Raw genomic sequence first — 23,539 nt, forward strand, 5'->3', positions numbered from 1 at the left:
AGCAACGATGGACGCCGACGACGTCGTTCGGCTGCGGCTCCGCCGGCAGCAGCTGCGCGAGCCGTTCGCCGCGACGGCCGAGGACGCGCTGCAGAATCTCCTCGCGGTGCAGTCCCAGGAGTTCCCGTACGCGCGCTGGTCGCTGGCGCAGCGCACCGTGGGCGGCTCGGCCGCCGGGATCGAACAGGCGGTGTCCGAGGGCACCGTCCTGCGCACCCACATCCTGCGGCCCACCTGGCACTTCGTGCACCGGGACGATCTGCGCTGGCTCCTGGCGCTCTCGGCCCCCCGCCTGCATCAGGGCAACGCCGGGATGTACCGCCGCACCGGGATCGACGCCGCCAACGCGACCAGGAGCAGCGACGTCCTGGCCGGCGCCGTGGCGGGCGGCGCGCACAAAACGCGGGAGCAGCTCGCGGCTGAACTCCGCAGGGCCGGGTTCGGCGCCGAAGGCCTGGAGCTCGCCTACCGGATCATGTTCGCCGAGGCCGGCGGCGTCCTGGTCAGCGGTTCCCCCGTGCGCAGCGCCGGCGGAGCGCTCAAGCAAACGTATGCCCTCTTTGACGAGCGGGTCCCCTCCGCACCGGCCGGCCTGATGGACCGGACGCGGGCGCTGGCTGAGCTGGCCCGCCGGTACTTCACCAGCCGAGGCCCCGCGACGGAAAAGGACTGCGCCGACTGGTCCGGACTGACACGCTCGGACGTCCGGACAGGGCTGCATCTCGCCCGGGAGACAGCCCCCGGAGCACTCGAAACTGCAACGGTCGACGGCGTCGCCTGCTACTTCAGCCCCGCCCCGGACGCCGGGGGCGGCGCCAGCGGGCCGGGTCGCCTTGACCTGATCCAGTGCTACGACGAATACGTGATGGGGTATTGGAAGACGCGGCATTTCCTCGGCGGGCCGGCACCGTTCGTGCCCGTTGCCGGCGAGCCTCTGCATCTGGTCCTGCGGAACGGCCGGCTCGCCGGGGCCTGGCGGCACAACCTGGTCCGCGGACGGTGCGAGCTCGACATCCGGCTGGACTCCGACCACCACCCCGATGATGAGCACGAGATCAGCCGGGCGGTGGCGGCCTACGGCAGGTTCCTGGGGATGCCGGCTGTCCGGCTGTAACGCCCTGCGCGGAACGTGGGTGGTCCGGGACCGGTCCGGGCTTAAGCTGGAAGGACACTTTCTGAAAGGCGCCGTACCGTGAACAATTTGTTCTTCTGGCTCATCGTTCTGTCCTTCCTGGTCCCTATGGCGTTGCGCCTGTACCGGAAATCCGTGCGCGGCAGGAACCAGAACCAGGGCAAGCCCGGCGGGTTCCTGGGGAAGTTCGGTCAATTTCCCGGAGACAGTTCCGGAAGCTATCCCGGCCAGCAGAACAACCAGCCCAGGGACGGCTTCACCCAGCGGGACTACTTCGGCGGCTTCGGCCAACTGGGCGCCCCTCAGCAGCCCATCCCGCCGGCGAACCAGCCGTACCCCGGCGAGCAGTTCCCGGGCCAGCCGTACCCCGGCCAGCCCGGCCAGCCGTACCCCGGCCAGCCCGGCTACCCGCCGCAGGGTTATCAGTCCCCCGTCCCCTACGAGGACAGCCCGGAGTACCCAGGCAACCGGCCCCAGCCCAGCCAGCAGCCAGACCGGCAACAGCCCGCCCAGCCCCAGTCCGGCCCGCGGCCGTCCGGCCCGTCGGTGCCCCCGCCGCCGTCGGCCCCGCAGGGCTTCCGGGCGCGGAAGCTGGCGGAACTCGACCAGCGGTACAGCGACGGTGAACTGACCATGGAGGACTACATGGCCCAGCGCGCGGAGATCATGAAGGGCTAAGCACCGCAGGCATGCCAGAGAGGGGCCCCGCAGCACAGCTGCGGGGCCCCTCTCTGTGGTGTGTTGTTCGGGTCAGTCGACCTGCGGGAAGCCGAGGTCGATCACCGAAGTGGACGGGTCCGGCCAGCGGGTCGTGACGACCTTGCCGCGGGTGTAGAAGCGGATGCTCTCCGGCCCGTACATGTGGGTGTCACCGAAGAGCGAGTTCTTCCAGCCGCCGAAGGAGAACGTTCCCACCGGCACCGGGATCGGCACGTTCACGCCCACCATGCCGGCCTCGACGTCGAACTCGAACTGCCGGGCCGCGCCGCCGTCGCGGGTGAAGATCGCCACGCCGTTGCCGAACTCATTGTCGTTGACGAGCCGGACCGCGCCGGCGTAAGTATCGGCGCGGACCACCGACAGCACCGGGCCGAAAATCTCGTCGTCGTAGACCTTCATGCCCGGCTTGACGTGGTCGATCAGGCTGACGCCGATGAAGAAGCCGTTGGAGTCGAACTCCTGCGTCCGGCCGTCCACCACCACGGTGGCGCCTTCGTCGGCCGCTCCGGCGACGTAGGACGCGACCCTGTCGCGGTGCTCAGCCGTGATGAGCGGGCCCATCTGCGAGGCGGGATCCGTGCCGGGTCCGATCTTCAGCGTCGCCATCCGGGTGGTGATGGCGTCCACGAGTTCGTCGGCGATGTTGCCGACGGCGACGAGCACGCTGACCGCCATGCAGCGCTCCCCCGCTGAGCCATAAGCGGCGGAGACGGCGGCGTCGGCGGCCATGTTCAGGTCCGCGTCGGGCAGGACCACCATGTGGTTCTTGGCACCGCCGAGGGCCTGCACGCGCTTGCCGTGATCAGCGGCGCGTTTGTAGATGGACTGGGCGATCGGCGTCGAGCCGACGAAGCTGATGGCCTTGACGTCCGGGTGCTCCAGGAGCACGTCCACAGCTTCCTTGTCCCCGTGCACCACGTTGAGCACACCGGCGGGCAGGCCCGCCTCGGCAAAGATCTCGGCGATGAAGACGGCGGAGGACGGGTCCTTCTCGCTGGGCTTGAGCAGCACGGTGTTGCCGCACGCCAGGGCGCTGCCGATCATCCAGAGCGGCACCATGGCCGGGAAGTTGAACGGGGTGATGCAGGCGACCACGCCGACCGGCTGGCGGACCGAGTGGACGTCGACGCCGCCGGCGACCTGCTCGGAGCGCTCGCCCTTGAGCATGTGGGACAGGCCGGTGGCGAATTCAATGTTCTCCAGCCCGCGGGTGATCTCGCCTTCGGCGTCGGAGAGGACCTTGCCGTGTTCGCTGGTCAGCAGGGCGGCCAGTTCGGGGCGGCGCTGCAGCAGCAGTTCACGGACCTTGAAGAAGATGTTGGTGCGCTTGGCCAGGCTCGTGGCGCGCCACGCCGGCAGCGCGGCCCGGGCGGCCCGGACGGCCTCCTCGACGCGCGCGGCCGAGGCCAGGGCGACCTCTTTTTCCTGCTCGCCGGTGGCCGGGTTGAAGACCGGGCCGAAGCGATCGGCGTCGGAAATCAGGGCGCCGTTGATGAAGTGCGGAATACGTTCCATGGGGTTGGTCTCTTTCGTGTGCTGCAGGTAGTGAGGGTGCCGGGAGGCTACTTGGCGGACTCGAGGGAGCCGTCGATGAGTTTGATGATCATCGAGCAGTCCTTGCCGGACTCGCCGGAGTCGATGAGGCGCTGGAACAGCTGCTGGACGTGCTCGCCGATTTCCAGCGGAGTGCCGGTGTCACGTGCGGCGCTGATGGCCAGTCCGATGTCCTTGTTTGCCAGCTCCGTGGTGAAGGTCGGGGTGAAGTCGTTGTTGGAGGCGGCGGTCGGCACGACGCCGGCCACCGGATACCAGGTGCGCAGGGCCCAGCTGTCGCCGGAGGAGACGGAGGCGATGTCCCAGAAGACCTGCTTGTCCAGTCCGAGGCGGTCCGCCAGGACGGCACCCTCCGCGGTCGAGGCCAGGTTGATGAAGAGCATGAGGTTATTGCAGATCTTCGCGGCCTGGCCGGTGGTCGCGCCGCCGGTCGGGATGATGTTCGCCGCCATCGGACGGATGTATTCGGTGGCCTCGGCGACGGCGCCTGCCTCGCCGCCGATCATGAAGGTCAGGGTTGCCGCCTTCGCGCCGCTCATGCCGCCGGAGACCGGGGCATCGACGAAGCGGAAGCCGGCGGCAGCCGCGGCGTCGTGCAGCGCCTGCGCGGAGGCGATATCGATCGTGGAGGAGTCCACCAGGAGCGTCCGGGTGTCCGCGTGGGCCAGGACGCCGTCCTCGCCCAGGTACACGGCGCGGGCGTGCTCACCCTTGGGCAGCATCGTGAACACGACGTCGGCGCCCTCGACAGCCCCGGCGATGCTGCCGGCCGGCTTCACGCCACCTGCTTCGGCGGCCGCGACGGCCTCCGCGTTGAGGTCGAAGCCCCTGACCTCGTGCCCGGCCTTCGCCAGATTCACCGACATGGACCCGCCCATGTTCCCCAGTCCGATCCAAGCGATTACTGCCATGGCATAAGCTCCTTTGCTTTGTCTGCTGCTGCGCGATCCTCGTGCGCCGAATTCGTGTTCCGTGTCCAGCATCACATCCTGTTACAGTGCAATCAAGGCAAAAAACTACAGATGGCATGTGCATGGATGCACATGATGTACCGGAGGAGAATTCTTGTGGACTTGAGGCGGCTTCCGAGCCCCGATGACCTGCTGATCCTGCTGACCGTCGCCCGGCTGGGTCGGTTCAATGCGGTCGCGGAGACACTGGGCACCACCCACACGACCATCTCCCGCCGGATCCTCGCCCTGGACAAGCAGCTTGGCGGGCGCACCCTGGAGCGGAGCCCGCACGGCTGGGAGCTGACCGAGCTCGGCAGCCAGGCGGTCGCCGCGGCGGAAGCCATCGAGGGCACGCTGGGAGCGCTGTCCAGCACCATCGCCCGGACCGGAGATCTGCTGGCGGGCATGGTCCGGATCGCGACGCCGGACGGTTTCGGTGCCGCTTTCGTCGCTCCGGCGCTCGTGCGCCTGCAGCAGGAACATCCCCTGCTCAACGTGGAGATTCTCAGCGCCACCCGTAAGGTCAGCCAGAACCGCTCCGGAGTGGACCTTGAAGTGGTGGTAGGGAACCTGGACGTGACCAATGCGCAGACCATTTTCCTGAGCAACTACTTTCTGCGGCTCTACGCCAGCCCGCAGTACGCCCGGGAGCGCGGACTGCCGCTCACGCTCGACGACGTCCGGCAGCACGGTTTTGTCTCCTACGTGGAGTCCGCGCTCCAGGTTGCGGAACTCGGCCACCGCTCAACCCAGCTCCCGGTGCCGCGCAACAGTTTCCAGGCCACCAGCATCTTCGCCCAGCTCGAGGCCGTCCGACGCGGCGCGGGTATCGGGCTGCTGCCCAATTTCATGGTGGTGGGGAACCCGGACTTCCTGCCGGTCCTGCCCGACGACTTCCAGCGCCAGCTTCCCATCTGGGCGGTGGCACGCTCGGAATCGCTGCGCTCCGCCCCCGTGCAGGCCGTGATCGAGGCGGTCCGGATCGAGATTTCCGAACGCCAGGCAGTGCTCGCCGGCTGAGGCCGTGCGACGAGGAAACCGCAACCCGACAACAACAGCCCTCGTCCCCGCGGAACGGGGACAAGGGCTGTTGTCGTCTGTTGGAAGTTACCGGCTGCTGGTTACTTCCTGGCTGCTACTTCCTGACTGCTGTTTTTGCCGTTCATTTCTTGCCGATTATTTCTTGCCGGTGGCAAGCAGGTCCGCGGTGCCCTGGGCATCGGCGGCGTCGACGTCGTGGAGCGAGATCCCGCGGGTTTCCTTGAGCATGAACACCGCGAAGACGGTCACCATGCAGGCGCCGAGGAGGTAGAGCGCCACCGGTACGGAGGACTTGAACTGGCTCAGCAGCGCGGTGGCGATGATCGGAGCCAGCGAACCGGCCACGATCGAGGTGACCTGGTAGCCGAGCGAGACGCCGGAGTAGCGCATCCGGGTCGGGAACATCTCCGCCATGATGGCCGGCTGCCCGGCGTACATGAGGGCATGGAACAGCAGGCCGATGGTGATGGCGGCCAGGATGATGAGGTCGTTCTTGGTGTCCATCATCGGGAAGGCGAAGAAGCCCCAGGTGCCGCCGAGGATGGCGCCGGCCATGTAGACCGGCTTGCGGCCGTAGGCGTCCGAGAGCTTGCCGACCATCGGCACCGCGCAGAAGTGGATGAAGTGCGCGATCAGCAGGAGCAGCAGGATCCGGGACGTGTCGGTCTGGACGATGATCTTCAGGTAGGTGATGGAGAAGGTGACCACGAGGTAGTAGAGGATGTTCTCCGCGAAGCGCAGGCCCATGGCGGTGAAGACGCCGCGCGGGTAGCGGCGGAAGACCTCGGCGACGCCATAGCCCTTGTGCTCAACGACAACTTCCTTGCGGGCCTCCAGGAAGATGGGGGCGTCCTGGACCTTGGTGCGGATGTAGTAGCCGACGATCACGATCACGGCGGAGAGCCAGAACGCCACGCGCCAGCCCCAGCTGAGGAATTCGGCGGGAGAGAGCAGCGAGGACAGCGCGAAAAGCACACCGGTGGCGAGCAGGTTGCCCATCGGAACTGCGGACTGCGGCCAGGAGGACCAGAAGCCGCGGGACTTGCTGGGGCTGTGCTCGGCCACGAGGAGGACCGCGCCGCCCCATTCGCCGCCGACGGCGAAGCCCTGGACGAAGCGGAGGAAGACGAGCAGGGCCGGCGCCCAGTAGCCGATCTGCTGGAACGTCGGGAGGCAGCCCATGGCGAAGGTAGCGACGCCGACCAGGATGATGCTGAGCTGGAGGAGCTGCTTGCGGCCGAACTTGTCGCCGAAGTGGCCGAAGACGATGCCGCCGATGGGGCGGGCCACGAAGCCGACGGCGTACGTCACGAAGGCGGCAATGATGCCGTCCAGCTCGGTGCCGGAATTCGGGAAGAACAGCTTGCCGAAGACGAGGGTAGCGGCCGAGGCATAGAGGAAGAACTCGTACCATTCAACAACGGTGCCGGCCATGGAGGCCGTCACCACCTTCCTCAGGCCGGACGACTTGACGTCGGGCTCTTCGGGGCGCCTGGCGGCGTTTTGCGTGCTCATTTCGACTCCTTCGGTGTCTCCGTCGACACACTATGGACCAGCGGGAGGACGACGCCTGTGATTTGGACCACCCGGCGTCATTCTCAACGAGTATGGTCCCTCCCGGCCTCAGCCTCAACGGCCATTAGTGCAGAGCGCGTCTGCAAAAATGCACAAGTTCGCCCGTTTTGCTTGAAGCGGTGGCGGTTTTAGGGCAGGGCCTAGCCGAAGAAGTTCTCCCGGAGCTGCCCGTTGAGCTGGCCGATCTCGGTCAGGAAACCGTCGTGGCCGATCGGTGCCTGGATCACCTGCACCTCCACGGTCCCGGGCAGGGCCTCCGCGAGGGCGCGGGACTGGGCCGGGAAATACAGCCGGTCCGAGTCCACGGCTGCCACCAGGAACTCCGCCGTGGACGGCGCCAGGGCCTCCTCGAGTGCCCCGCGGCCGCGGCTGACGTCGTGGCTCATGAGGGCCTCGGTGATGGCGATATAGCTGTTCGCGTCGAATCGCCGGACGAGTTTGTTGCCCTGGTGGTCGAGGTAGCTTTCCACCTGGTAACGGCCCCGGCCGGACAGCGACCCGGCCTGCAACGGGGCCTCTGATTCCTGGGCATTCCGGCCGAAGCGTCCGTCCAGCTCGGCCGCGGAGCGGTAGGTGATGTGCGCGATGCGCCGTGCCAGGGCAAGGCCCGCCTCGGGTCCCGGGCCGCCGTAGTAGTCCCCGCCGTTGAAGCCGGGATCCTGGCGGATGGCGAGCGTCTGGGCCTGGGCGAAAGCGATCTGTTCGGCGGTGCTGCTGGCTCCGATGGAAATCACGGCGCAGCGCCGGACCCGCTCCGGGAAGGTCACGGCCCACTCCAGGGCGCGGGCCCCGCCGAGGGATCCGCCCAGGACCGCGTACCAGCTCCGGATGCCGAGGGCGTCCGCCAGCCGGGCTTCGGCTGCCGTGGTGTCGCGCAGGGTCACCAGCGGGAACCGGGAGCCCCAGGGTTTTCCGTCCGGAGCGGTCGTGGAGGGCCCGGTGGAGCCGTAGCAGCCGCCCAGGATGTTGATGGAGACCACGAAGTACCGGTCGGTGTCCACTGGGGCTCCGGGGCCGGCGAGCTGTTCCCACCAGCCGGGCTCCTCGCTGGCACCGCGGGTGACGTGGGTGTCGCCGGTGAGCGCATGCTCGATCAGCACCGCGTTGGAGCGGTCCGCGTTGAGGGTTCCCCAGGTTTCATAGGCGAGGGTGACATCGGGCAGCCGGGAGCCGGACTCGAGCTCAAGGTCACCGATCCGGAGATATTGCACCGTCCCGTCAGGAACGGTGCCAGGACCTGCCACCGCTGCTGGGCGGCTGGCCGGCGTGTCGGCGGTGATGCTTATGGGTGCACCCGTGCGGGTGGCGGCAATCGTCATGTGGGACCTCACTTCGCGCTTGCCCGCCGTCGGCAGACCGGCAGGCCAGGTCTTCACCCGGGGCACCCCGCCGCAAAAGGAGGGTTGCCGGCCAGCAAGCCGGGGCTGTCACTGGCACTCATGACCTGCCTCGAGTTTACGAAACGTTGCGCCGTTGTGGCGAAGATTGTGACGGCTATGTGACTCCCGGCCTGGTTCCGGTGCCCCAGCGCGCGGCCGCGGCACCGGAAACCGGCGAATCAGCCGGCCTTGGCCGCGCGGAAGCCGGCGTCGAGGTCGGCGAGGATGTCGTCAATGTGCTCCAGTCCCACGGAAAGCCGGACCAGGCCCGGATGGACGCCTGCGATGGTCTGCTGTTCGGGCGAGAGCTGGCTGTGGGTGGTGGAGGCCGGGTGGATGACCAGCGAACGCACGTCGCCGATGTTCGCCACGTGGGAGTGCAGCTCAAGGGCATCGACGAAGCGCTGGCCGGCCTCCGCTCCCCCGGCGAGAATGAACGAGACCACGGCTCCGGTGCCTTTAGGCCCATACTTGCGGCCGCGCTCATACCAGGGGCTGGATGGCAGCCCGGCGTAGGCAACCGATTCGACGTCGGCCCGGGCTTCGAGCCATTCGGCGACCCTGGTGGCGTTGGCAACGTGGCGCTCGACGCGCAGGCTCAGGGTCTCGATGCCCTGGGCGATGAGGAAGGCGTTGAACGGCGAGACGGCGGAGCCCAGGTCGCGCAGCAGCTGGACGCGCGCCTTGAGGATGTAGGAGAGGTTTGCGCCGAGCGCGCCGTCCTTGCCGAGGTCCCGCGCGTAGACGATGCCGTTGTAGGTCGGGTCGGGGGTGTTGAAGCCCGGGAACCGCTCCGGCTCGGCGCCGAAGTCGAAGTTGCCGGAGTCGACAATGACGCCAGCGATCGCGGCGCCGTGGCCGCCGAGGTACTTGGTGGCGGAGTGCACCACGATGTCCGCACCCCACTCGATCGGGCGGATCAGGTAGGGCGTGGAGAGGGTGTTGTCCACGATCAGCGGCACGCCGGCGTCGTGGGCCACGGCGGAAATTCCCTCAATGTCGAGGACGTCCTGGCGCGGGTTGGAGACCACCTCGCCGAAGAACAGTTTCGTGTTGGGCCGGACCGCACCGCGCCACTGCTCCAGATTGTCCGGATCCTCCACGAACGTCACGGAGATCCCGAATTTCTTCAGCGTATGGGCCAGCAGGTTGTAAGTTCCGCCGTACAGGCTGGGGCTGGCGACGACATGGTCACCGGCTTCCGCGATGTTGAGGATCGCGAAGGTCTCGGCGGCCTGGCCGGAGCTGAGCAGCAGCGCCCCGAGTCCGCCCTCCAGGCTCGCCACCCGCTGCTCCACGGCATCCTGGGTGGGATTGCCGATCCGGGTGTAGATCGGCGCAAGTTCGGCGAGCGCGAAGCGATTGGCTGCGCTTTCGGCGCTGGGAAACACGAACGACGTCGTCTGGTAGATGGGCAGGGAACGGGCGCCGGTGGCACTGTCCGGCTGCTGGCCGGCGTGGATCTGGCGGGTTTCAAAGGACCAGGCGTTGGACATCGGGATACTCCTCAGGACCGGGCACAGGCCGCCCCGGAGACCGTCGGCCCGGGTCGGTGCAGGCGCCGCGCTTGCCGGCCGGCGGGTGCCGGACGGCCAGGTCTTCACCCGGGGCACCCCACCGCGAAACGAGGGTTGCCGGCCAGCGAGCCGGGGCTGTCCGCTGGCACTCATGACCTGGCTTCAGTGTAGGAACGGCTTGCGGGCCCTGGATAGCTTTGTGACGAAGATGAAGTCTGCGCTCCGGTCCTGGTCCGGTCTTCGTCCGGCCGCCATGATTGGCCGCACGCAGCCAGGCAGTCCGACACCGTCAAAACGGCATCCCACCTCACTTAGGGTCACCTAAGCTGAGAGCCCCATCACAAAGTGCCAAGATGAGGGCATGCGCATGGATCACGTCTCTTACGCCTGTGAACGAGATGGCTTGGCAGCCACCACCGAACGTATTGCAACTGCCCTCGGCGTCGACGCCGTGAAGGGCGGAGTACACCCCCGCTTCGGGACCCGCAACATGATCATCCCCCTCGCGGGACACAAATACCTCGAAGTCGTCGAGGTCCTGAACCACCCCGCCTCGGACAAGGCTCCGTTCGGCCAGGCCGTACGCGCCCGCTCCGAATCTGGCGGCGGCTGGATGGGCTGGTGCGTCGAGGTTGACGACCTGGCACCGTTCGAGGACCGGCTCGGCCGCGCCGCCGTCAACGGCAACCGGAAGTTCCCCGACGGCCGCGAGCTTGTCTGGAAGCAGATCGGCATCCTGGGGCTCATCGCCGATCCCCAGGTTCCCTACATGCTCAAGTGGGAGGGCGATCCGGAACTGCACCCGTCCAACGCCTACCCGAGCGACGTCAAGATGACTGCGCTGACCATCGCCGGCTCGGCGGACCGCGTCACGGAGTGGCTGGGCGAACCGGTGGAGAAGCCGCTGGAAGATGTCGCCGTCAACTGGCTGGCCCCGCACGGCACGCCCGGCATCCTGTCCGTCACCTTCGAGACGTCTGCCGGAGCCGTCACCATCTGAGGCCCTTCACGGCCCTGACACTTCGGCCGCCATCAGCGGGTGCCAATGACGTCACCCACCGATGGCGGCCGAATTCTTTTAAGGCTCAGCCCAGGCCGATGGCCTTGCCGAAGAGGCTGAAGCCGACGAACGCCACGATGTCCAGCAGCGCATGGGCAATGACGAGCGGCATCACCCGGCGGGTCCGGGTGTAGACCAGGGCGAAAACCACGCCCATCACCGCGTTGCCGATGAACGGGCCGAAGCCTTGGTAGAGGTGGTAGCTGCCGCGGAGCATGGCGCTCGCGAAGATGGCCAGGGGCATGCTCCAGCCGAACTTGCCCAGCCGGTCCAGCAGGTAGCCCACCACGATGACTTCCTCCACAATCCCGTGCCGCACCGCGGAAAGGATCAGCACCGGCACCGTCCACCAATAGGCGTCCAATGCGCTCGGGATGATCGTCGTCGTGATCCCCAGCGCCCGGCCCGCAGCGTAAAGGCCCAGCGAGGGGATTCCGATCAGCGCCGCCAGGCCCAGTCCCTGCAGCAGGTCCTTTCCGGGCCTGGCAAAGTCGAAGCCCAGCTTACGGAAGGCTGTGCCGCCGGACCCGCTGTTTCCGGACAGGCCGCCGCTTCCGGGCAGGCGGTGCTCGGTGAGGAAGTAGATCACGAGGACCACCGGCACCAGCGCAAAGACGATGTCCAGCAGCTGGTAGGTCAGGTCGAAGTACTCGCGGCTGCTTTGCGGGCGGTTCAGCGTGGAGGTCCCCTCCGCCAGCGGCGCCCTGGTCATCTTGTCCAGCAGCTGCACCACGGAGTACACGGCCGACTGCCCCAGCGACAGACCCAGGACAATCCAGACTTCGATCCGAAGCCGGCGGCGTGAAGGAACCAACATGTTCCTATCTTGCCTGCAGTTGCTGGCAGTTGCTTGCTTCCGGGCTCTTCCCCGGCCGGCGCCCCAGGCGGACTTATGCTTGGGAGCTATGAGTGCGCCCGGCAAAATCATTATGATCCGGCACGGCCAGTCCGCCGCCAACGCCGACACCTCGATCTACAACCGGGTGCCGGATTACCGGATTCCGCTGACCGAGCTGGGCCTCGGGCAGGCCCGGGCTGCCGGCGAACAGGTCCGGCGCCTGCTGGACGGCCGGCGGGTCTGCGTCTACGTGTCCCCCTACCTTCGGGCCTACCAGACCCTGGAGGCACTCGACCTCGGGCCGCTGACCGAACGGGTGATCGAGGAACCGCGGCTGCGGGAGCAGGACTGGGCGAACTTCCAGATCGCCGGCGACATCGAAGACCAGAAGGAGCTCCGGAACGCCTACGGGCACTTTTTCTACCGCTTCCGGGAGGGCGAGTCCGGCTCCGATGTGTACGACAGGATCTCCTCGTTCATGGAAACGCTGCACCGGCACTGGTCCAAGCCCAACTACGCTCCGAACGCCCTGTTCGTCACGCACGGGCTGACGATGCGGCTGTTCTGCATGCGCTGGTTCCATTGGTCCGTGGAGTACTTCGAGTCCCTCAACAACCCGGACAACGCCGAGGTCCGCACCCTGCTGCGGACCGGCGGCGGCAAATATGAGCTGGACAAGCCCTTCAGCCAATGGGTGGACCGACGCGTGGACGAAACCGTCCTGGATGCTCCGCCGATGTTCTTCTAGGCTCGCTGCGCCGCTAGTCACGGGCGGCGCGGCGGATCAGCGGGCCCGGACGCCTGCCCGCCAGACCGCGTGGGTGAGCGGGATGCCGGGCCGGTAGGCCAGATGGGTGGCGGAAGGCGCGTTGAGCAGGTGCAGGTCCGCGCGGTGCCCGACGGCGATCGACCCCACCGCGCGTTCGCCGTCGGCGTCGTTCCCGGTGTCCCGGCCAAGCGCCAGCGCCCCGCCGAAGGTCGCGGCGCGCACGGCCTCGTGCACGCTGAGGCGCATCTGCAGCACGGCGGTGGTGACGCAGAACGCCATCGAGCTCGTGTAGGAGGTCCCGGGGTTGCAATTGGAGGCCAGCGCCAGCTGCACCCCGGCGTCCAGCAGTTCCCGGCCCGGAGCCAGCGGCTGCCGGGTGGAGAGGTCGCAGGCCGGCAGGCACGTCGCCACCGTTCCGCGCCTGGCGCCGGCACCGGCGTCCCAGCCGGCCCAGCTCCCGGCGAGGGCCCCGACGTCGTCGCCGGAAAGGTAGTTCACGTGGTCCACGCTAGCTGCGCCGAATTCCACGGCAAGCTGCACGCCCGGGCCCTCGCCCAGCTGGTTGCCGTGGACGCGCAACCCCAGTCCGGCATCCCGGCACGCCCGGAGCACCCGCCGGGACTGGTCTTCGGTAAACGCGCCCCGCTCGCAGAAGACATCGGCCCAGCGGACGTAGGGGCGGACCGCGGACAGCATCGGGCCGCACACCAGCTCCGTGTACTCCTCGGGATCCATCCCGGCAGGGACCAGGTGCGCCCCGAGGTACGTCACTTCGTCCGCCACTGAGGACGCGATGCGGGCGCTCCGGGCCTCGTTTTCCACGTCCAGGCCGTACCCGGTCTTGGTCTCCAGATAGGTGGTGCCCTGCGAGACGGCCTCGGCCACGCGGCCCAGCGCCAGCCGCGTGAGGTCGAAGTCGCTGGTGCTCCGGGTGGCGCCGGTGGTGACGGCGATGCCGCCGGCGCTGTAGCTCTCGCCCGCCATCCGGGCCTCGAACTCCGCAGTGCGATCCCCGGCGAAAATCAGGTGGGTGTGCGAATCGACCCAGCCCGGCAGGACGGCGCGGCCGCCGGCGTCCACGGCCTCGTCGGCGGCGGGTGCGTCGGCGGCGGCGCCGAGCCAGGCGATGCGCTCCCCCTCGATCACCACGGCCGCGTTTTTCAGGACGCGGTGCTCCACGTCCTGGGTCATCAGTTCCGCGATGTTGGTGACGAGGGTGCTCATGCGTCCATTCTTCAATGCCGGATGGACCAGCGCGTCGCTGCCAGCGCCTCCGCTGTCCGGGATGCCGGACCCGCGGCGGTTTCGGTTCCGGCCGCGGCCCCGCCGGCGCCCTGGCCGGCCAGAATCAGTCCGGCGGCCAGTTCCGCGATGCCCGAGGAGGTCTGGAACCCGTACCCGCCCTGGCCCGCGAGCCAGAAGAATCCGGGGGCCTCGGCGTCGAACCCCACCACCGGGACGCCATCGGCCGCTTCCGTCCGCAACCCGGTCCAGGCCTTGCGCACGCCGCGGATACCCAGGGTGGTGATGCCGTTGAGCCGGGCAATCAGGGCCTCGACGTCGCCCGGGAGCGGCTGGGCGTCCTCGGGCGGGCTCGGCACCGACTCCGAGGGCGAGATGAGGACCTGCTCGCCGTCGCGGCGGAAGTAGAAGCTCTCATCGGCGGCCGCCACCATGGGACAGTCCGCCGGGAGCGGGCGGTCGACGTCGACGACCGCCGCCGTCCGCCGGTACGGCTGCAGGCCGAGCTTCTCGACCCCGCTGAGGACGGCGAGCTCGTCCGCCCAGGCCCCGGCCGCATTCACGACGACGGCGGCCTGGAAGCCCTCCTGCCCGGCCCCGAGTTCCCAGCCTGAGCCGAGGCGCTGGGCGGAATGGACCTTGGCTCCGGTTATGATGTCCACGCCGCCGGCCTCGGCGCGCTGGCGGTGGTCCTCGAGCAGCATGGGGGCATTGCAGGCGAAGGAGCCAGTGTCCAGGCCCGCGGCGCTGAAGGACTCCGGCACCAGGACCGGGCAGAGCTCCAGCGCCTCGGCATGGGTGATCCGGTGCATGTGGCCGCTGGCTTCCGCCCGGACCGTGGCTTCGTCCCCGATCAGCATGAAACCGCGCGGGCTGAGCACCGGTTCGGTCCGGCCGGCGTCCCGGGCGGCGATGAGTTCCAGGGTGCGGACGGTGAGCTCCTGGACCACGGCCGGGCCGTAACTGGGGATCAGCTGCCGCGCCGAGCGCGCCGAGGTGTGGTAGGCCAGCGTCTGCTCGGCTTCGACCAGGGCAACGCTGCATTTTCCTGCTAGGGCGGAAGCAAGGGACAGGCCGGCGATCCCGCCGCCGACAATTACGACATCGTAATGAGCTGACATGGTTCCATCCTTGCAGACGGGCCGGTTGTGGCGCCGCAGCCGGCCCGGGCGCGACGGCGCCGCTATGCGGTGGCCCGGGCTAGGCCGCGACCGCGGCCCTGCTGCGGACAAACGCCTGCACGCAGGCCTCGACGTCTTCGGCGCTGTGCGCGGCGGAGAGCTGCACCCGGATCCGGGCGGCGCCCTTGGGCACCACGGGGTAACTGAATGCCGTCACGAAGACTCCGTGATGCAGCATCTCATCCGCGACGTTGGCGGCCATCACCGCGTCGCCGAACATGACCGGGACAATCGCATGTTCACCCGGAAGCAGCTCGAAGCCTTCCGCCGCCATCCGGTTCCGGAACAGCCCGGCGTTGGCAAAGAGCTTGCTGCGCAGTTCCCCGGATTTTTCGACCAGGTCCAGGGCTTGCAGGGTAGCCGCGACGATGGCCGGGGCCAGTGAGTTGGAGAACAGGTACGGGCGGGCCTTCTGGCGGAGCATCGCCACAACCTCGCGGCGGCCGGAGACATAGCCGCCGGACGCGCCGCCGAGGGCCTTGCCGAATGTTCCGGTGTAGATGTCCACGCGCTCCGAGACGCCGGCGTGTTCGGGCGTTCCGGCCCCGGTGGCGCCCATGAAGCCCACGGCGTGGGAGTCGTCCACCATCACCATGGCGTCGTACTTTTCGGCGAGGTCGCAGATCGCTTCGAGCGGGGCGAGGAAGCCGTCCATGGAGAAGACGCCGTCCGTGACGATGATCGCGCGGCGGGCGGGGTTCTCCTGCGTCGTGGCCTGGATCAGCTTGGCTTCCAGGTCCGCCATGTCCTGGTTCGCGTAGCGGAAACGCTGGGCCTTGCAGAGCCGGATGCCGTCGATGATGGAGGCGTGGTTCAGCGCGTCGGAGATCACGGCGTCTTCCGGGCCGAAGAGGGACTCGAACACGCCGCCGTTGGCGTCGAAGCAACTGGAGAACAGGATGGTGTCCTCCGTGCCGAGGAACCTCGAGACACGCTCCTCCAGGGCCAGGTGCAGGTCCTGGGTGCCGCAGATGAAGCGCACGCTGGCCATCCCGAAGCCGCGGTCGTCCATCGCGGCCTTGGCGGCGGCAATGATCTCCGGGTGGTCCGCGAGGCCCAGGTAATTGTTGGCGCAGAAGTTCAGGACCTCCGCGCTGGAACCGCCGATCTGCCCGGCCTTGATGCGGTTGGCCTGCGGGGAATCAATGTGCCGCTCGGTCTTGAACAGGCCGGCGCTGCGGATCTCGTCCAGTTCGTGCTGCAGCTGGTCCTTGATGGCTGAATACATGGGTTGTGCTCCTCAGCTGGGGTGAATTCCTGGTTCGGGGGCGGAAAGTCGTGGGAACGCGGCTCGAAAAAAGGGGAGAGCCTAGAAACCGGTCCAGTCCAGGACGACCTTGCCGGCCACGCCGGCGCGGGCGATCTCGAAGCCCTTCTCCCAGTCCGCGGCGGGCAGGGTGTCCGTGACGACGGCGGAAATGTTGGCGTGCAGTATCGGGTTGGAGGACAGCATGGCGCTCATGGCGTACCAGGTTTCGAACATTTCGCGGCCGTAGATGCCCTTCATGGTCAGCATGTGCGTGACCACTTTTCCCCAGTCGATGTCGATCGACTGGGTGGGCAGTCCCAGCATCGCGATCCGGCCGCCGTGGTTCATGTTGTCGATCATCTCAGGCAGCGCGGTAGGGTGTCCGGACATTTCCATGCCGATGTCGAAACCTTCGCGCATGCCGAGTTCACGCTGGGCGTCCTTGACGCGCATCCTGGAGACGTCGATCGCGAGGTCGACGCCGAGCCTGCGGGCCAGTTCCAGCCGCGGGGCGGAGACATCGGTGATGGCGATCTTGCGGGCGCCGGCATGGCGGGCGACGGCGATCGCCATCAGCCCGATGGGCCCGGCGCCGGTGATCAGCACGTCCTCGCCGACGAGCGGGAAGCTGAGCGCGGTGTGGACGGCGTTGCCGAACGGATCGAAGATGGCGCCCAGTTCCGGCGTCACGGACGGGTCCTGATGGACCCAGACGTTGGTTTCCGGGAGAACGATGTACTCGGCGAACGCGCCGTCGCGCTGGATGCCGACGCTGACGGTGTGGATGCACATCTGCTTGCGGCCGGCGCGGCAGTTGCGGCAGATGCCGCAGACGATGTGGCCTTCTCCGGAGACGCGGTCGCCGACCTTGACGTCGAGGACGTCCTCGCCGATCTCCACGACCTCGCCGTAGAATTCGTGGCCGGCGATCAGCGGCGTGTTGATGATGCCCTGGGCCCAGGCGTCCCAGGACTGGATGTGCAGGTCCGTGCCGCAGATGCCCGTGGTCATCACCCGGATCTTGACATCGCCCGGGCCGGTTTCCGGCTCCGGCCGGTCCACCAGCTCGAACCCTGCGTGGGCGCCGGATTTGTAGAGAGCCTTCATGGCCTTCCTAACTGTGCTTGTTACTCGCTGTCCGGCGACCGGTGGTCGAGGACAGGCGTGGGGGACAACTCACCCTATTAGAGCCCCTTGCAAAGCATTAGCACAACCGAATTTTTCTCAATCGACGATTTAGCATTACCTTGCGAATAGAATGGGCGGCATGGAAATCCACCAGCTGGAGATGCTCCGCGAACTCGGGGCTTTGGGCAGCGTCAAGGCCGTCGCCGAAACCCTGCTCGTGACGCCGTCGGCCGTGTCCCAGCAGCTGGCCGCCCTGCAGAAGTCCGTGGAGGTTCCCCTGACCCGCAAGGAAGGCCGCAACCTGGTCCTGACCGAGGCGGGCCAGGTGCTCGCGGATGCCGGGGCCGCCGTCGTCAGCGCGATGGCCGACGCCCGGACGGCAATCGGCGCGTACCACGGCTCCCCCGTGGCTCCGGTGACCCTCAGCGGTTTCCACAGTGCCGGGCAGGCGCTGTTCGCGCCGCTGGCCCGGCTGCTGGCCGCCCCGGACCAGCCGCGGATCCTGCTCTCCGACGAGGATGTGGCCCAGCAGGACTTCCCGGCGCTGACGGCCCGCTACGACCTGGTCCTGGCGCACCGGATGGACCACAGCCCGCGCTGGCCCGAGGAGCGCGTCGCAGTGATCCCGCTGGCGCATGAGCCGCTGGATGTGGCACTGCCTGCCGGACACCGGCTGGCCAGCCAGCGGGCGGTCACCGCGGACGACGTCGTCGGCGAACCCTGGGTGACCAGCCACGCGGGCTACTCCCCCGCGGACGTGCTCTCCGCCGTCGCCGCCGTCTCCAGCCGGGAACTGAACATCGTCCACCGGATCAACGACTACTCCACGGTGGCCATGCTGGTGGCGACGGGGAATGTGATCGGCCTGCTGCCGCGGCATACCGCGCGGCCGGTGCTGAACCCGGAGATCGTGCTGCGCCCGCTCGAGGGCATCAGCACCCGGCGGCGGATCGACATCCTGGCCCGGCCGGAGAACCTTAAACGCAGATCGGTCATGATGGTCTGCGAAGCACTGCAGACCATCATGACCGATTTGGTGAGCTAACCCAGCGGGCTACGCGGGTTCGTCAGCCTTCCACTCCCAGTTTCGCCAGGATCAGCTCGCGGACCCGGCCGGCGTCGGCCTGGCCGCGGGTGGCCTTCATGACCCCGCCCACGATCGCGCCGATCGCCTGGACCTTGCCGCCGCGGATCTTGTCCGCGACGCCGGGCTGCGCGGCGAGGGCCGCATCGATGGCCTCCAGCAGGGGGCCGTCGTCGGAGACCACGGCGAGGCCGCGCTGCGCCACGATCTCCGCCGGGGTGCCTTCGCCGGCGAGCACGCCGTCGAGGACCTCGGTGGCCATCTTGTTGTTGATCTTGCCGTCCTCGACCATCCGGTTCAATTCCACTATGGTGGCCGGTGCGACACCGAGCTGGCCGGGATCGACGTCGGCGTTCTTGGCCCGTCCGACGATCTCGCCCATCCACCATTTGCGGGCCACCGTGGGCGTGGCGCCGGCGGCGATGGTTTCCTCGATCTCGTCCATCACGCCGGCGTTGACGACGTCGCGGAACTCGAGGTCCGAGTAGCCCCAGTCGGCCTGCAGGCGCTTGCGGCGGGCGGCCGGCGGCTCGGGCAGGGTGGCGCGCAGTTCCTCGACCCACTCGCGGGACGCGGTGATCGGCACCAGGTCCGGTTCCGGGAAGTAGCGGTAGTCGTCGGCGTCGGACTTGGCCCGGCCGGACGTCGTGGTGCGCGTGTCCTCGTGCCAGTGCCGGGTTTCCTGGATGACCGGCTCGCCGGAGTCCAGCACCGCGGCGTGCCGCTGGATCTCGTAGCGGACGGCGTGTTCGACGGCGCGCAGCGAGTTGACGTTCTTCGTCTCGGAGCGGATGCCGAAGCGTTCGCGGCCGTACGGGCGGAGCGAGACGTTGGCGTCGCAGCGGACGTTGCCGCGTTCCATCCTGGCGTCCGAGACGCCGAGGTTCTTGACGATTTCGCGGACCGCGGCGACGTAGGCCTTGGCCAGTTCGGGGGCACGGCTGCCGGCGCCCTGGATGGGCTTGGTGACGATTTCGACCAGCGGCACGCCGGAGCGGTTGTAGTCCACGAGGGAGTAGTCCGCGCCCTGGATGCGGCCGGTGGCGCCGCCCATGTGGGTCAGCTTGCCGGCGTCCTCCTCCATGTGGGCGCGTTCGATCTCGACGCGGAAGACCGTGCCGTCGGAGAGCTCGACGTCCAGGTGGCCGTCGTACGCGATGGGTTCGTCGTACTGGGAGGTCTGGAAGTTCTTCGGGGTGTCCGGGTAGAAGTAGTTCTTCCGGGCGAAGCGGCAGTACTCGGCGATCGTGCAGTTGAGCGCCAGGCCGATCTTGATCGAGGACTCGATCGCGGTCTTGTTCACCACCGGCAGCACGCCGGGCATGCCGAGGTCCACCTCATTGACGTTGGTGTTGGGCTCATCGCCGAAGACGTTGGGCGCGGAGGAGAACATCTTGGTCCTGGTGTTGAGCTCCACGTGGACCTCGAAGCCCAGGACCGGATCGTACTTCTCCATCGCCTCTTCAAAGCTCAGGGTTGCGTCAGTCATTAGTGGGAACCTCCGTGGCTTGCCGGGGCGCCAGCAGCGACCGCCGGTGCAGAATCGTCCAGTGTTGGGGCCGTCAGTGAAGGCGCCTTGTCCAGCAGCGGCCCGCCCCACTGTGCCTCGAGCAGGGACTCCAGCACGGCACCGACGCGGTAGAGCCGGGCGTCCTGGCGGGCCGGGGCCAGCAGCTGGATGCCGACCGGCAGTCCGTCCTCGTCGGCCAGGCCGCCGGGCAGGGACAGACCGGGGACCCCTGCCATGTTGGCGGGGATGGTGGCGACGTCGTTGAGGTACATGGCCAGCGGGTCGTTGAGCTTCTCGCCGAGCTTGAAGGCCGTGGTGGGGGCCGTCGGGGAGATCAGGACGTCCGCCTTGGCGAAGGCGGCGTCGAAGTCGCGCTGGATCAGCGTGCGCACCTTCTGGGCCGAGCCGTAGTAGGCGTCGTAGTAGCCGGCGCTCAGGGCGTAGGTGCCCAGGATGATCCGGCGCTTGACCTCGTCGCCGAAGCCGGCGGCGCGGGTGGCCCCCATGACGCGCTCGATCGTCATCGGACCGTCTTCGGGCAGGACCCGCAGGCCGTACCGGACGCCGTCGAACTTGGCAAGGTTGGAGGACGCCTCGGAGGGCATGACCAGGTAGTAGGCGCCCAGCGCGTACTTGAAGTTGGGGCAGGAGACCTCGACGATTTCGGCGCCCGCGGCCTTGAGCAGCTCAAGGGATTCGTTGAAGCGGTTCTCGACGCCGGCCTGGTAGCCCTCGCCGTGGAGCTCCTTGATGATGCCGATCTTCATGCCGTCCACGTTGCCGGTCCGGGCGGCCGCGACGAGGTCCTCCAACGGGTCCGGCAGTGAGGTGGAATCGTGCGGATCGTGCCCGCCGATGACCTGGTGCAGCAGGGCGGAGTCGAGCACCGTGCGGGACACCGGGCCGATCTGGTCCAGCGAGGAGGCCATGGCGATCGCGCCGTAGCGGGAGACGCCGCCGTAGGTGGGCTTGACGCCGACGGTGCCGGTGACGGCGCCCGGCTGGCGGATGGACCCGCCGGTGTCGGTGCCGAGGGCCAGCGGCGCTTCGAAGGCGGCCACGGCGGCTGCGGAGCCACCGCCCGAGCCGCCGGGGATGCGGTCCAGGTCCCAGGGGTTGCGCGTGGGGCCGTAGGCGGAGTGCTCGGTGGAGGAGCCCATCGCGAATTCGTCCAGGTTGGTCTTGCCCAGGATCGGCATCTTCGCGGCGCGCAGGCGCTTGACCACGGTGGCGTCGTAGGGGCTGTGCCAGCCCTCGAGGATTTTCGAGCCGGCGGTGGTGGGCTGGCCGACCGTGACGATGAGGTCCTTGACCGCAATCGGCACGCCGGCGAGGGAGTGCAGCTCGGCGGCGGCGGCACCGCCGGCGGCGCGGATGGCGTCCACCTCGGCGGCGACGGCGAGCGCCTCATCGGTGTTGACGTGCAGGAAGGCGTGGACCTTCCCGTCGACGGCGGCGATGCGGTCCAGGTGCGCCTGGGTGACCTCGACGGCGGAGACCTCGCGGGCGGCGAGCTTCCCGGCCAGCTGCGCGGCGGAGGAGCGGATCAGTTCGGAGTTGGTTTCAGTCATGTTCTTAGTCCTCGTCCAGGATTGCCGGGACCTTGAAACGGCCTTCGTACGCGTCGGGGGCGCCGGACAGTGCCTGCTCGGCCGTGAAGGTGTGGCCCACGACGTCTTCGCGGAACACATTGGTCAGCGGAATCGGGTGGGATGTGGCCGGGACGTCATCACCGGCGGCTTCACTGACGGACTTCACTGAATCAACGATGACGGCGAGTTCGCCGGCCATCCTGTCCAGCTCTTCAGCACTCATCTCGATGTGCGCGAGACGCGCGAGATGCGCGACGTCGTCGCGGTTGATCGCAGCCATGGATCTCCCCTGCAAGTTCGGATTATTTTCCGTCCCAGTCTACGTGTCTGAATGCCCTGCCGCCGTCCGTCGCGAGGCCGGACGATCCTTTGGCTGCTCGCTCGTTCCTCGCTTAGACGCAGCTTGCAGGATGTCCGTCCCGTCGCCGTCGAGCCTCCCTCACCAAACGAGACTGTCGGGTCCGGAAAATCTCCGGATCCGACAGTCTCGTTGTATTTTCTGGTGGTGCGCCGGGGGTTTGGTTAGCCGATGCCGATGGCTCCGGTGAGGACTCCGGTGGCCAGCATGACCAGAGAGATGACGGCGGTGCGCCAGAGGACCTTCTTGTGGTGGTCGCCGAGGTCCACCTTGGCGAGGGAGACCAGGAGCAGGATGGCGGGGACCAGCGGGCTCTGCAGGTGGAAGGGCTGGCCGGTGATGGAGGCCCGGGCCATGTCCGCGGCGCTGACGCCGTAGTGTGCCGCGGTCTCGCTGAGGACCGGCAGGACGCCGAAGTAGAAGGCGTCGTTGCTCATGAAGAACGTCATCGGGATGCTCAGCACGCCGGTGATGATGGCCATGAACGGGCCCATGTCAGCCGGAATGATCTGGACCAGCCACTCCGACATGGCCTTGACCATGCCCGTGCCGTTCAGGACACCGGTGAGGACGGCGGCGGCCATAACCATGCTGACGACGGCGACGATCGACGGTGCGTGGGCGATCAGCTGGGCACCCTGGTCCTTGACCTTCGGGAAGTTGACCAGCAGGGCGATGGCGGAACCCACCATGAAGACGAACGGGAGCGGGACGACGTTGGCGACGAGCGTCACCATGACTGCAACCGTCAGGCCGAGGTTGAACCAGAACAGCTTGGGACGCAGTGTCTTTCGGTTGGGGTCCAGTGCGGTGTCCGCCATTGCGGAATCGCGCTCGTCCACGAGCTCCTCGGTGCGTTCCAGGACAGCGACCGAGCCGCCACCTGCGGGGAGCCCGGCGGTGGGGGTGCCGCCGGCAGGGGTGGAACCCTGGCGTCCGAAACCGAAGCGGCCGGTGCCGTTGCCGGTGCGGGAAGAGCCGCCGTCGAACTCAACGCCCCCGCCCCAGATCTCCGGAGCGGTGGCGCGGAGCCGGTTGCGCTCCTGCAAGCCCAGCAGCCAGGCGAAGACGAATACGACCACGAGGCCGGTGATCAGCGAGGGGATCATCGGAACGAAGACATCGTTGACGTCGAGCTTCAGCGCGGTTGCTGCACGGGCGGTGGGGCCGCCCCACGGCAGGATGTTCATGGTGCCGTTGGCCAGGCCCGCCACGCAGGTCAGGACCACGGGGCTCATCTTGAGGCGCAGGTAGACCGGCAGCATGGCCGCGGTGGTGAGGATAAAGGTTGTGGAGCCGTCGCCGTCGAGAGACACTGCCGCTGCGAGGATGGCGGTGCCGAGGACCACCTTGGCGGGGTCGTTGCCGAGCTTGCGCAGGATGAACCGGACCAGGGGGTCAAAGAGCCCGACGTCGATCATCAAGCCGAAGTAGATGATGGCGAACATCAGCAGGGCTGCGGTGGACGTCATCGACTTCATGGAGTCCATGACCATGGGGCCGATGCCGAGACCGGCGCCGGCGAAAAGTCCGAAGACGGTGGGGACGATGATGAGCGCCAGCACCGGCGTCAGCTTCTTCGTCATGATCAGCACCATGAATACCGCGATCATGGCGAATCCTAGTAATACCAGCACGGCCGGCTCCTTCTATGTGT

The 23,539-nt window shown here is 67.9% G+C and carries 20 protein-coding genes and 2 riboswitches; of the genes, 6 read left to right on the plus strand and 14 right to left on the minus strand.

Annotated features, from left to right (window positions below; genetic code table 11):
- Positions 1 to 7: 7 nt before the first annotated feature.
- Both QFZ69_RS14280 and QFZ69_RS14285 read left to right on the plus strand, forming a co-directional pair.
- Positions 8 to 1,114 carry a winged helix DNA-binding domain-containing protein gene (locus QFZ69_RS14280; RefSeq protein ID WP_306919096.1) on the plus strand — a complete coding sequence of 369 codons (1,107 nt, stop codon included), beginning with the start codon at positions 8 to 10 and terminating at the stop codon, positions 1,112 to 1,114.
- 78 nt (positions 1,115 to 1,192) lie between these two features.
- Positions 1,193 to 1,810 (plus strand): SHOCT domain-containing protein, encoded by a 618-nt coding sequence (locus tag QFZ69_RS14285; protein WP_306919097.1) that lies wholly within the window; start codon positions 1,193 to 1,195, stop codon positions 1,808 to 1,810.
- A 72-nt stretch (positions 1,811 to 1,882) separates the two neighbouring features.
- On the opposite strand, the gene QFZ69_RS14290 is transcribed toward QFZ69_RS14285, so the two are convergent.
- Positions 1,883 to 3,367 (minus strand): CoA-acylating methylmalonate-semialdehyde dehydrogenase, encoded by a 1,485-nt coding sequence (locus tag QFZ69_RS14290; RefSeq protein ID WP_306919099.1) that lies wholly within the window; start codon positions 3,365 to 3,367, stop codon positions 1,883 to 1,885.
- A gap of 47 nt (positions 3,368 to 3,414) precedes the next feature.
- Positions 3,415 to 4,317, minus strand: coding sequence for a 3-hydroxyisobutyrate dehydrogenase (gene mmsB / locus QFZ69_RS14295; RefSeq protein ID WP_306919101.1), 903 nt, complete (start codon positions 4,315 to 4,317; stop codon positions 3,415 to 3,417).
- Positions 4,318 to 4,479: 162 nt separating this feature from the next.
- Here mmsB and QFZ69_RS14300 point away from each other — a divergent pair, with 162 nt between their 5' ends.
- Positions 4,480 to 5,379, plus strand: a complete 900-nt coding sequence (locus QFZ69_RS14300) for a LysR family transcriptional regulator (RefSeq protein WP_306919699.1) — start codon at positions 4,480 to 4,482, stop codon at positions 5,377 to 5,379.
- 156 nt (positions 5,380 to 5,535) lie between these two features.
- Here QFZ69_RS14300 and QFZ69_RS14305 read toward each other — a convergent pair whose 3' ends face one another.
- The 3 genes from QFZ69_RS14305 to QFZ69_RS14315 form a co-directional block, all read right to left on the minus strand.
- A complete protein-coding gene (locus QFZ69_RS14305; protein ID WP_306919102.1) occupies positions 5,536 to 6,915 on the minus strand; it encodes an MFS transporter in 1,380 nt (459 codons plus the stop codon).
- 200 nt (positions 6,916 to 7,115) lie between these two features.
- Entirely contained in the window at positions 7,116 to 8,294 is a 1,179-nt protein-coding gene (locus QFZ69_RS14310) for a homoserine O-acetyltransferase (RefSeq protein WP_306919104.1), read from the minus strand.
- 10 nt (positions 8,295 to 8,304) lie between these two features.
- Positions 8,305 to 8,420, minus strand: a riboswitch (SAM riboswitch).
- Positions 8,421 to 8,533: 113 nt separating this feature from the next.
- A complete protein-coding gene (locus tag QFZ69_RS14315) occupies positions 8,534 to 9,850 on the minus strand; it encodes a bifunctional o-acetylhomoserine/o-acetylserine sulfhydrylase (RefSeq protein ID WP_306919106.1) in 1,317 nt (438 codons plus the stop codon).
- Positions 9,851 to 9,912: 62 nt separating this feature from the next.
- Positions 9,913 to 10,028, minus strand: a riboswitch (SAM riboswitch).
- A gap of 204 nt (positions 10,029 to 10,232) precedes the next feature.
- Here QFZ69_RS14315 and QFZ69_RS14320 point away from each other — a divergent pair.
- Positions 10,233 to 10,871, plus strand: coding sequence for a VOC family protein (locus QFZ69_RS14320; protein WP_306919108.1), 639 nt, complete (start codon positions 10,233 to 10,235; stop codon positions 10,869 to 10,871).
- An 85-nt stretch (positions 10,872 to 10,956) separates the two neighbouring features.
- Here QFZ69_RS14320 and QFZ69_RS14325 read toward each other — a convergent pair whose 3' ends face one another.
- Complete coding sequence (locus QFZ69_RS14325) at positions 10,957 to 11,748, minus strand: CPBP family intramembrane glutamic endopeptidase (RefSeq protein ID WP_306919110.1); 792 nt, start codon at positions 11,746 to 11,748, stop codon at positions 10,957 to 10,959.
- An 88-nt stretch (positions 11,749 to 11,836) separates the two neighbouring features.
- Between QFZ69_RS14325 and QFZ69_RS14330 the strand changes: the two genes are divergently transcribed.
- Positions 11,837 to 12,517, plus strand: coding sequence for a histidine phosphatase family protein (locus tag QFZ69_RS14330; protein ID WP_306919111.1), 681 nt, complete (start codon positions 11,837 to 11,839; stop codon positions 12,515 to 12,517).
- 36 nt (positions 12,518 to 12,553) lie between these two features.
- On the opposite strand, the gene hutI is transcribed toward QFZ69_RS14330, so the two are convergent.
- The 4 genes from hutI to tdh all read right to left on the minus strand — a co-directional run bounded on the left by hutI (position 12,554) and on the right by tdh (position 17,317).
- Entirely contained in the window at positions 12,554 to 13,762 is a 1,209-nt protein-coding gene (hutI, locus tag QFZ69_RS14335) for an imidazolonepropionase (protein ID WP_306919113.1), read from the minus strand.
- Between the two features lie 11 nt (positions 13,763 to 13,773).
- Positions 13,774 to 14,901, minus strand: coding sequence for an FAD-binding oxidoreductase (locus tag QFZ69_RS14340; protein ID WP_306919115.1), 1,128 nt, complete (start codon positions 14,899 to 14,901; stop codon positions 13,774 to 13,776).
- Between the two features lie 79 nt (positions 14,902 to 14,980).
- Positions 14,981 to 16,189 carry a glycine C-acetyltransferase gene (locus QFZ69_RS14345; protein WP_306919117.1) on the minus strand — a complete coding sequence of 403 codons (1,209 nt, stop codon included), beginning with the start codon at positions 16,187 to 16,189 and terminating at the stop codon, positions 14,981 to 14,983.
- Between the two features lie 81 nt (positions 16,190 to 16,270).
- Positions 16,271 to 17,317 (minus strand): L-threonine 3-dehydrogenase, encoded by a 1,047-nt coding sequence (gene tdh / locus QFZ69_RS14350; RefSeq protein ID WP_306919119.1) that lies wholly within the window; start codon positions 17,315 to 17,317, stop codon positions 16,271 to 16,273.
- A gap of 160 nt (positions 17,318 to 17,477) precedes the next feature.
- Here tdh and QFZ69_RS14355 point away from each other — a divergent pair, with 160 nt between their 5' ends.
- Complete coding sequence (locus QFZ69_RS14355; protein ID WP_306919120.1) at positions 17,478 to 18,383, plus strand: LysR family transcriptional regulator; 906 nt, start codon at positions 17,478 to 17,480, stop codon at positions 18,381 to 18,383.
- Positions 18,384 to 18,405: 22 nt separating this feature from the next.
- Here QFZ69_RS14355 and gatB read toward each other — a convergent pair whose 3' ends face one another.
- The 4 genes from gatB to QFZ69_RS14375 all read right to left on the minus strand — a co-directional run bounded on the left by gatB (position 18,406) and on the right by QFZ69_RS14375 (position 23,519).
- Positions 18,406 to 19,911, minus strand: a complete 1,506-nt coding sequence (gatB, locus tag QFZ69_RS14360) for an Asp-tRNA(Asn)/Glu-tRNA(Gln) amidotransferase subunit GatB (protein ID WP_306919122.1) — start codon at positions 19,909 to 19,911, stop codon at positions 18,406 to 18,408.
- Positions 19,911 to 21,503, minus strand: a complete 1,593-nt coding sequence (gene gatA, locus QFZ69_RS14365; RefSeq protein WP_306919124.1) for an Asp-tRNA(Asn)/Glu-tRNA(Gln) amidotransferase subunit GatA — start codon at positions 21,501 to 21,503, stop codon at positions 19,911 to 19,913. Before gatA ends, gatB begins: the two co-directional genes overlap by 1 nt.
- A gap of 4 nt (positions 21,504 to 21,507) precedes the next feature.
- Positions 21,508 to 21,804: an Asp-tRNA(Asn)/Glu-tRNA(Gln) amidotransferase subunit GatC gene (gatC, locus tag QFZ69_RS14370; RefSeq protein WP_175323093.1), complete on the minus strand. Its 297-nt coding sequence runs from the start codon at positions 21,802 to 21,804 to the stop codon at positions 21,508 to 21,510.
- 242 nt (positions 21,805 to 22,046) lie between these two features.
- Complete coding sequence (locus tag QFZ69_RS14375; RefSeq protein WP_306919127.1) at positions 22,047 to 23,519, minus strand: CitMHS family transporter; 1,473 nt, start codon at positions 23,517 to 23,519, stop codon at positions 22,047 to 22,049.
- Positions 23,520 to 23,539 lie beyond the last annotated feature (20 nt).

It is taken from the genome of Arthrobacter sp. V1I7 (assembly GCF_030817015.1).
Classification (GTDB): domain Bacteria; phylum Actinomycetota; class Actinomycetes; order Actinomycetales; family Micrococcaceae; genus Arthrobacter.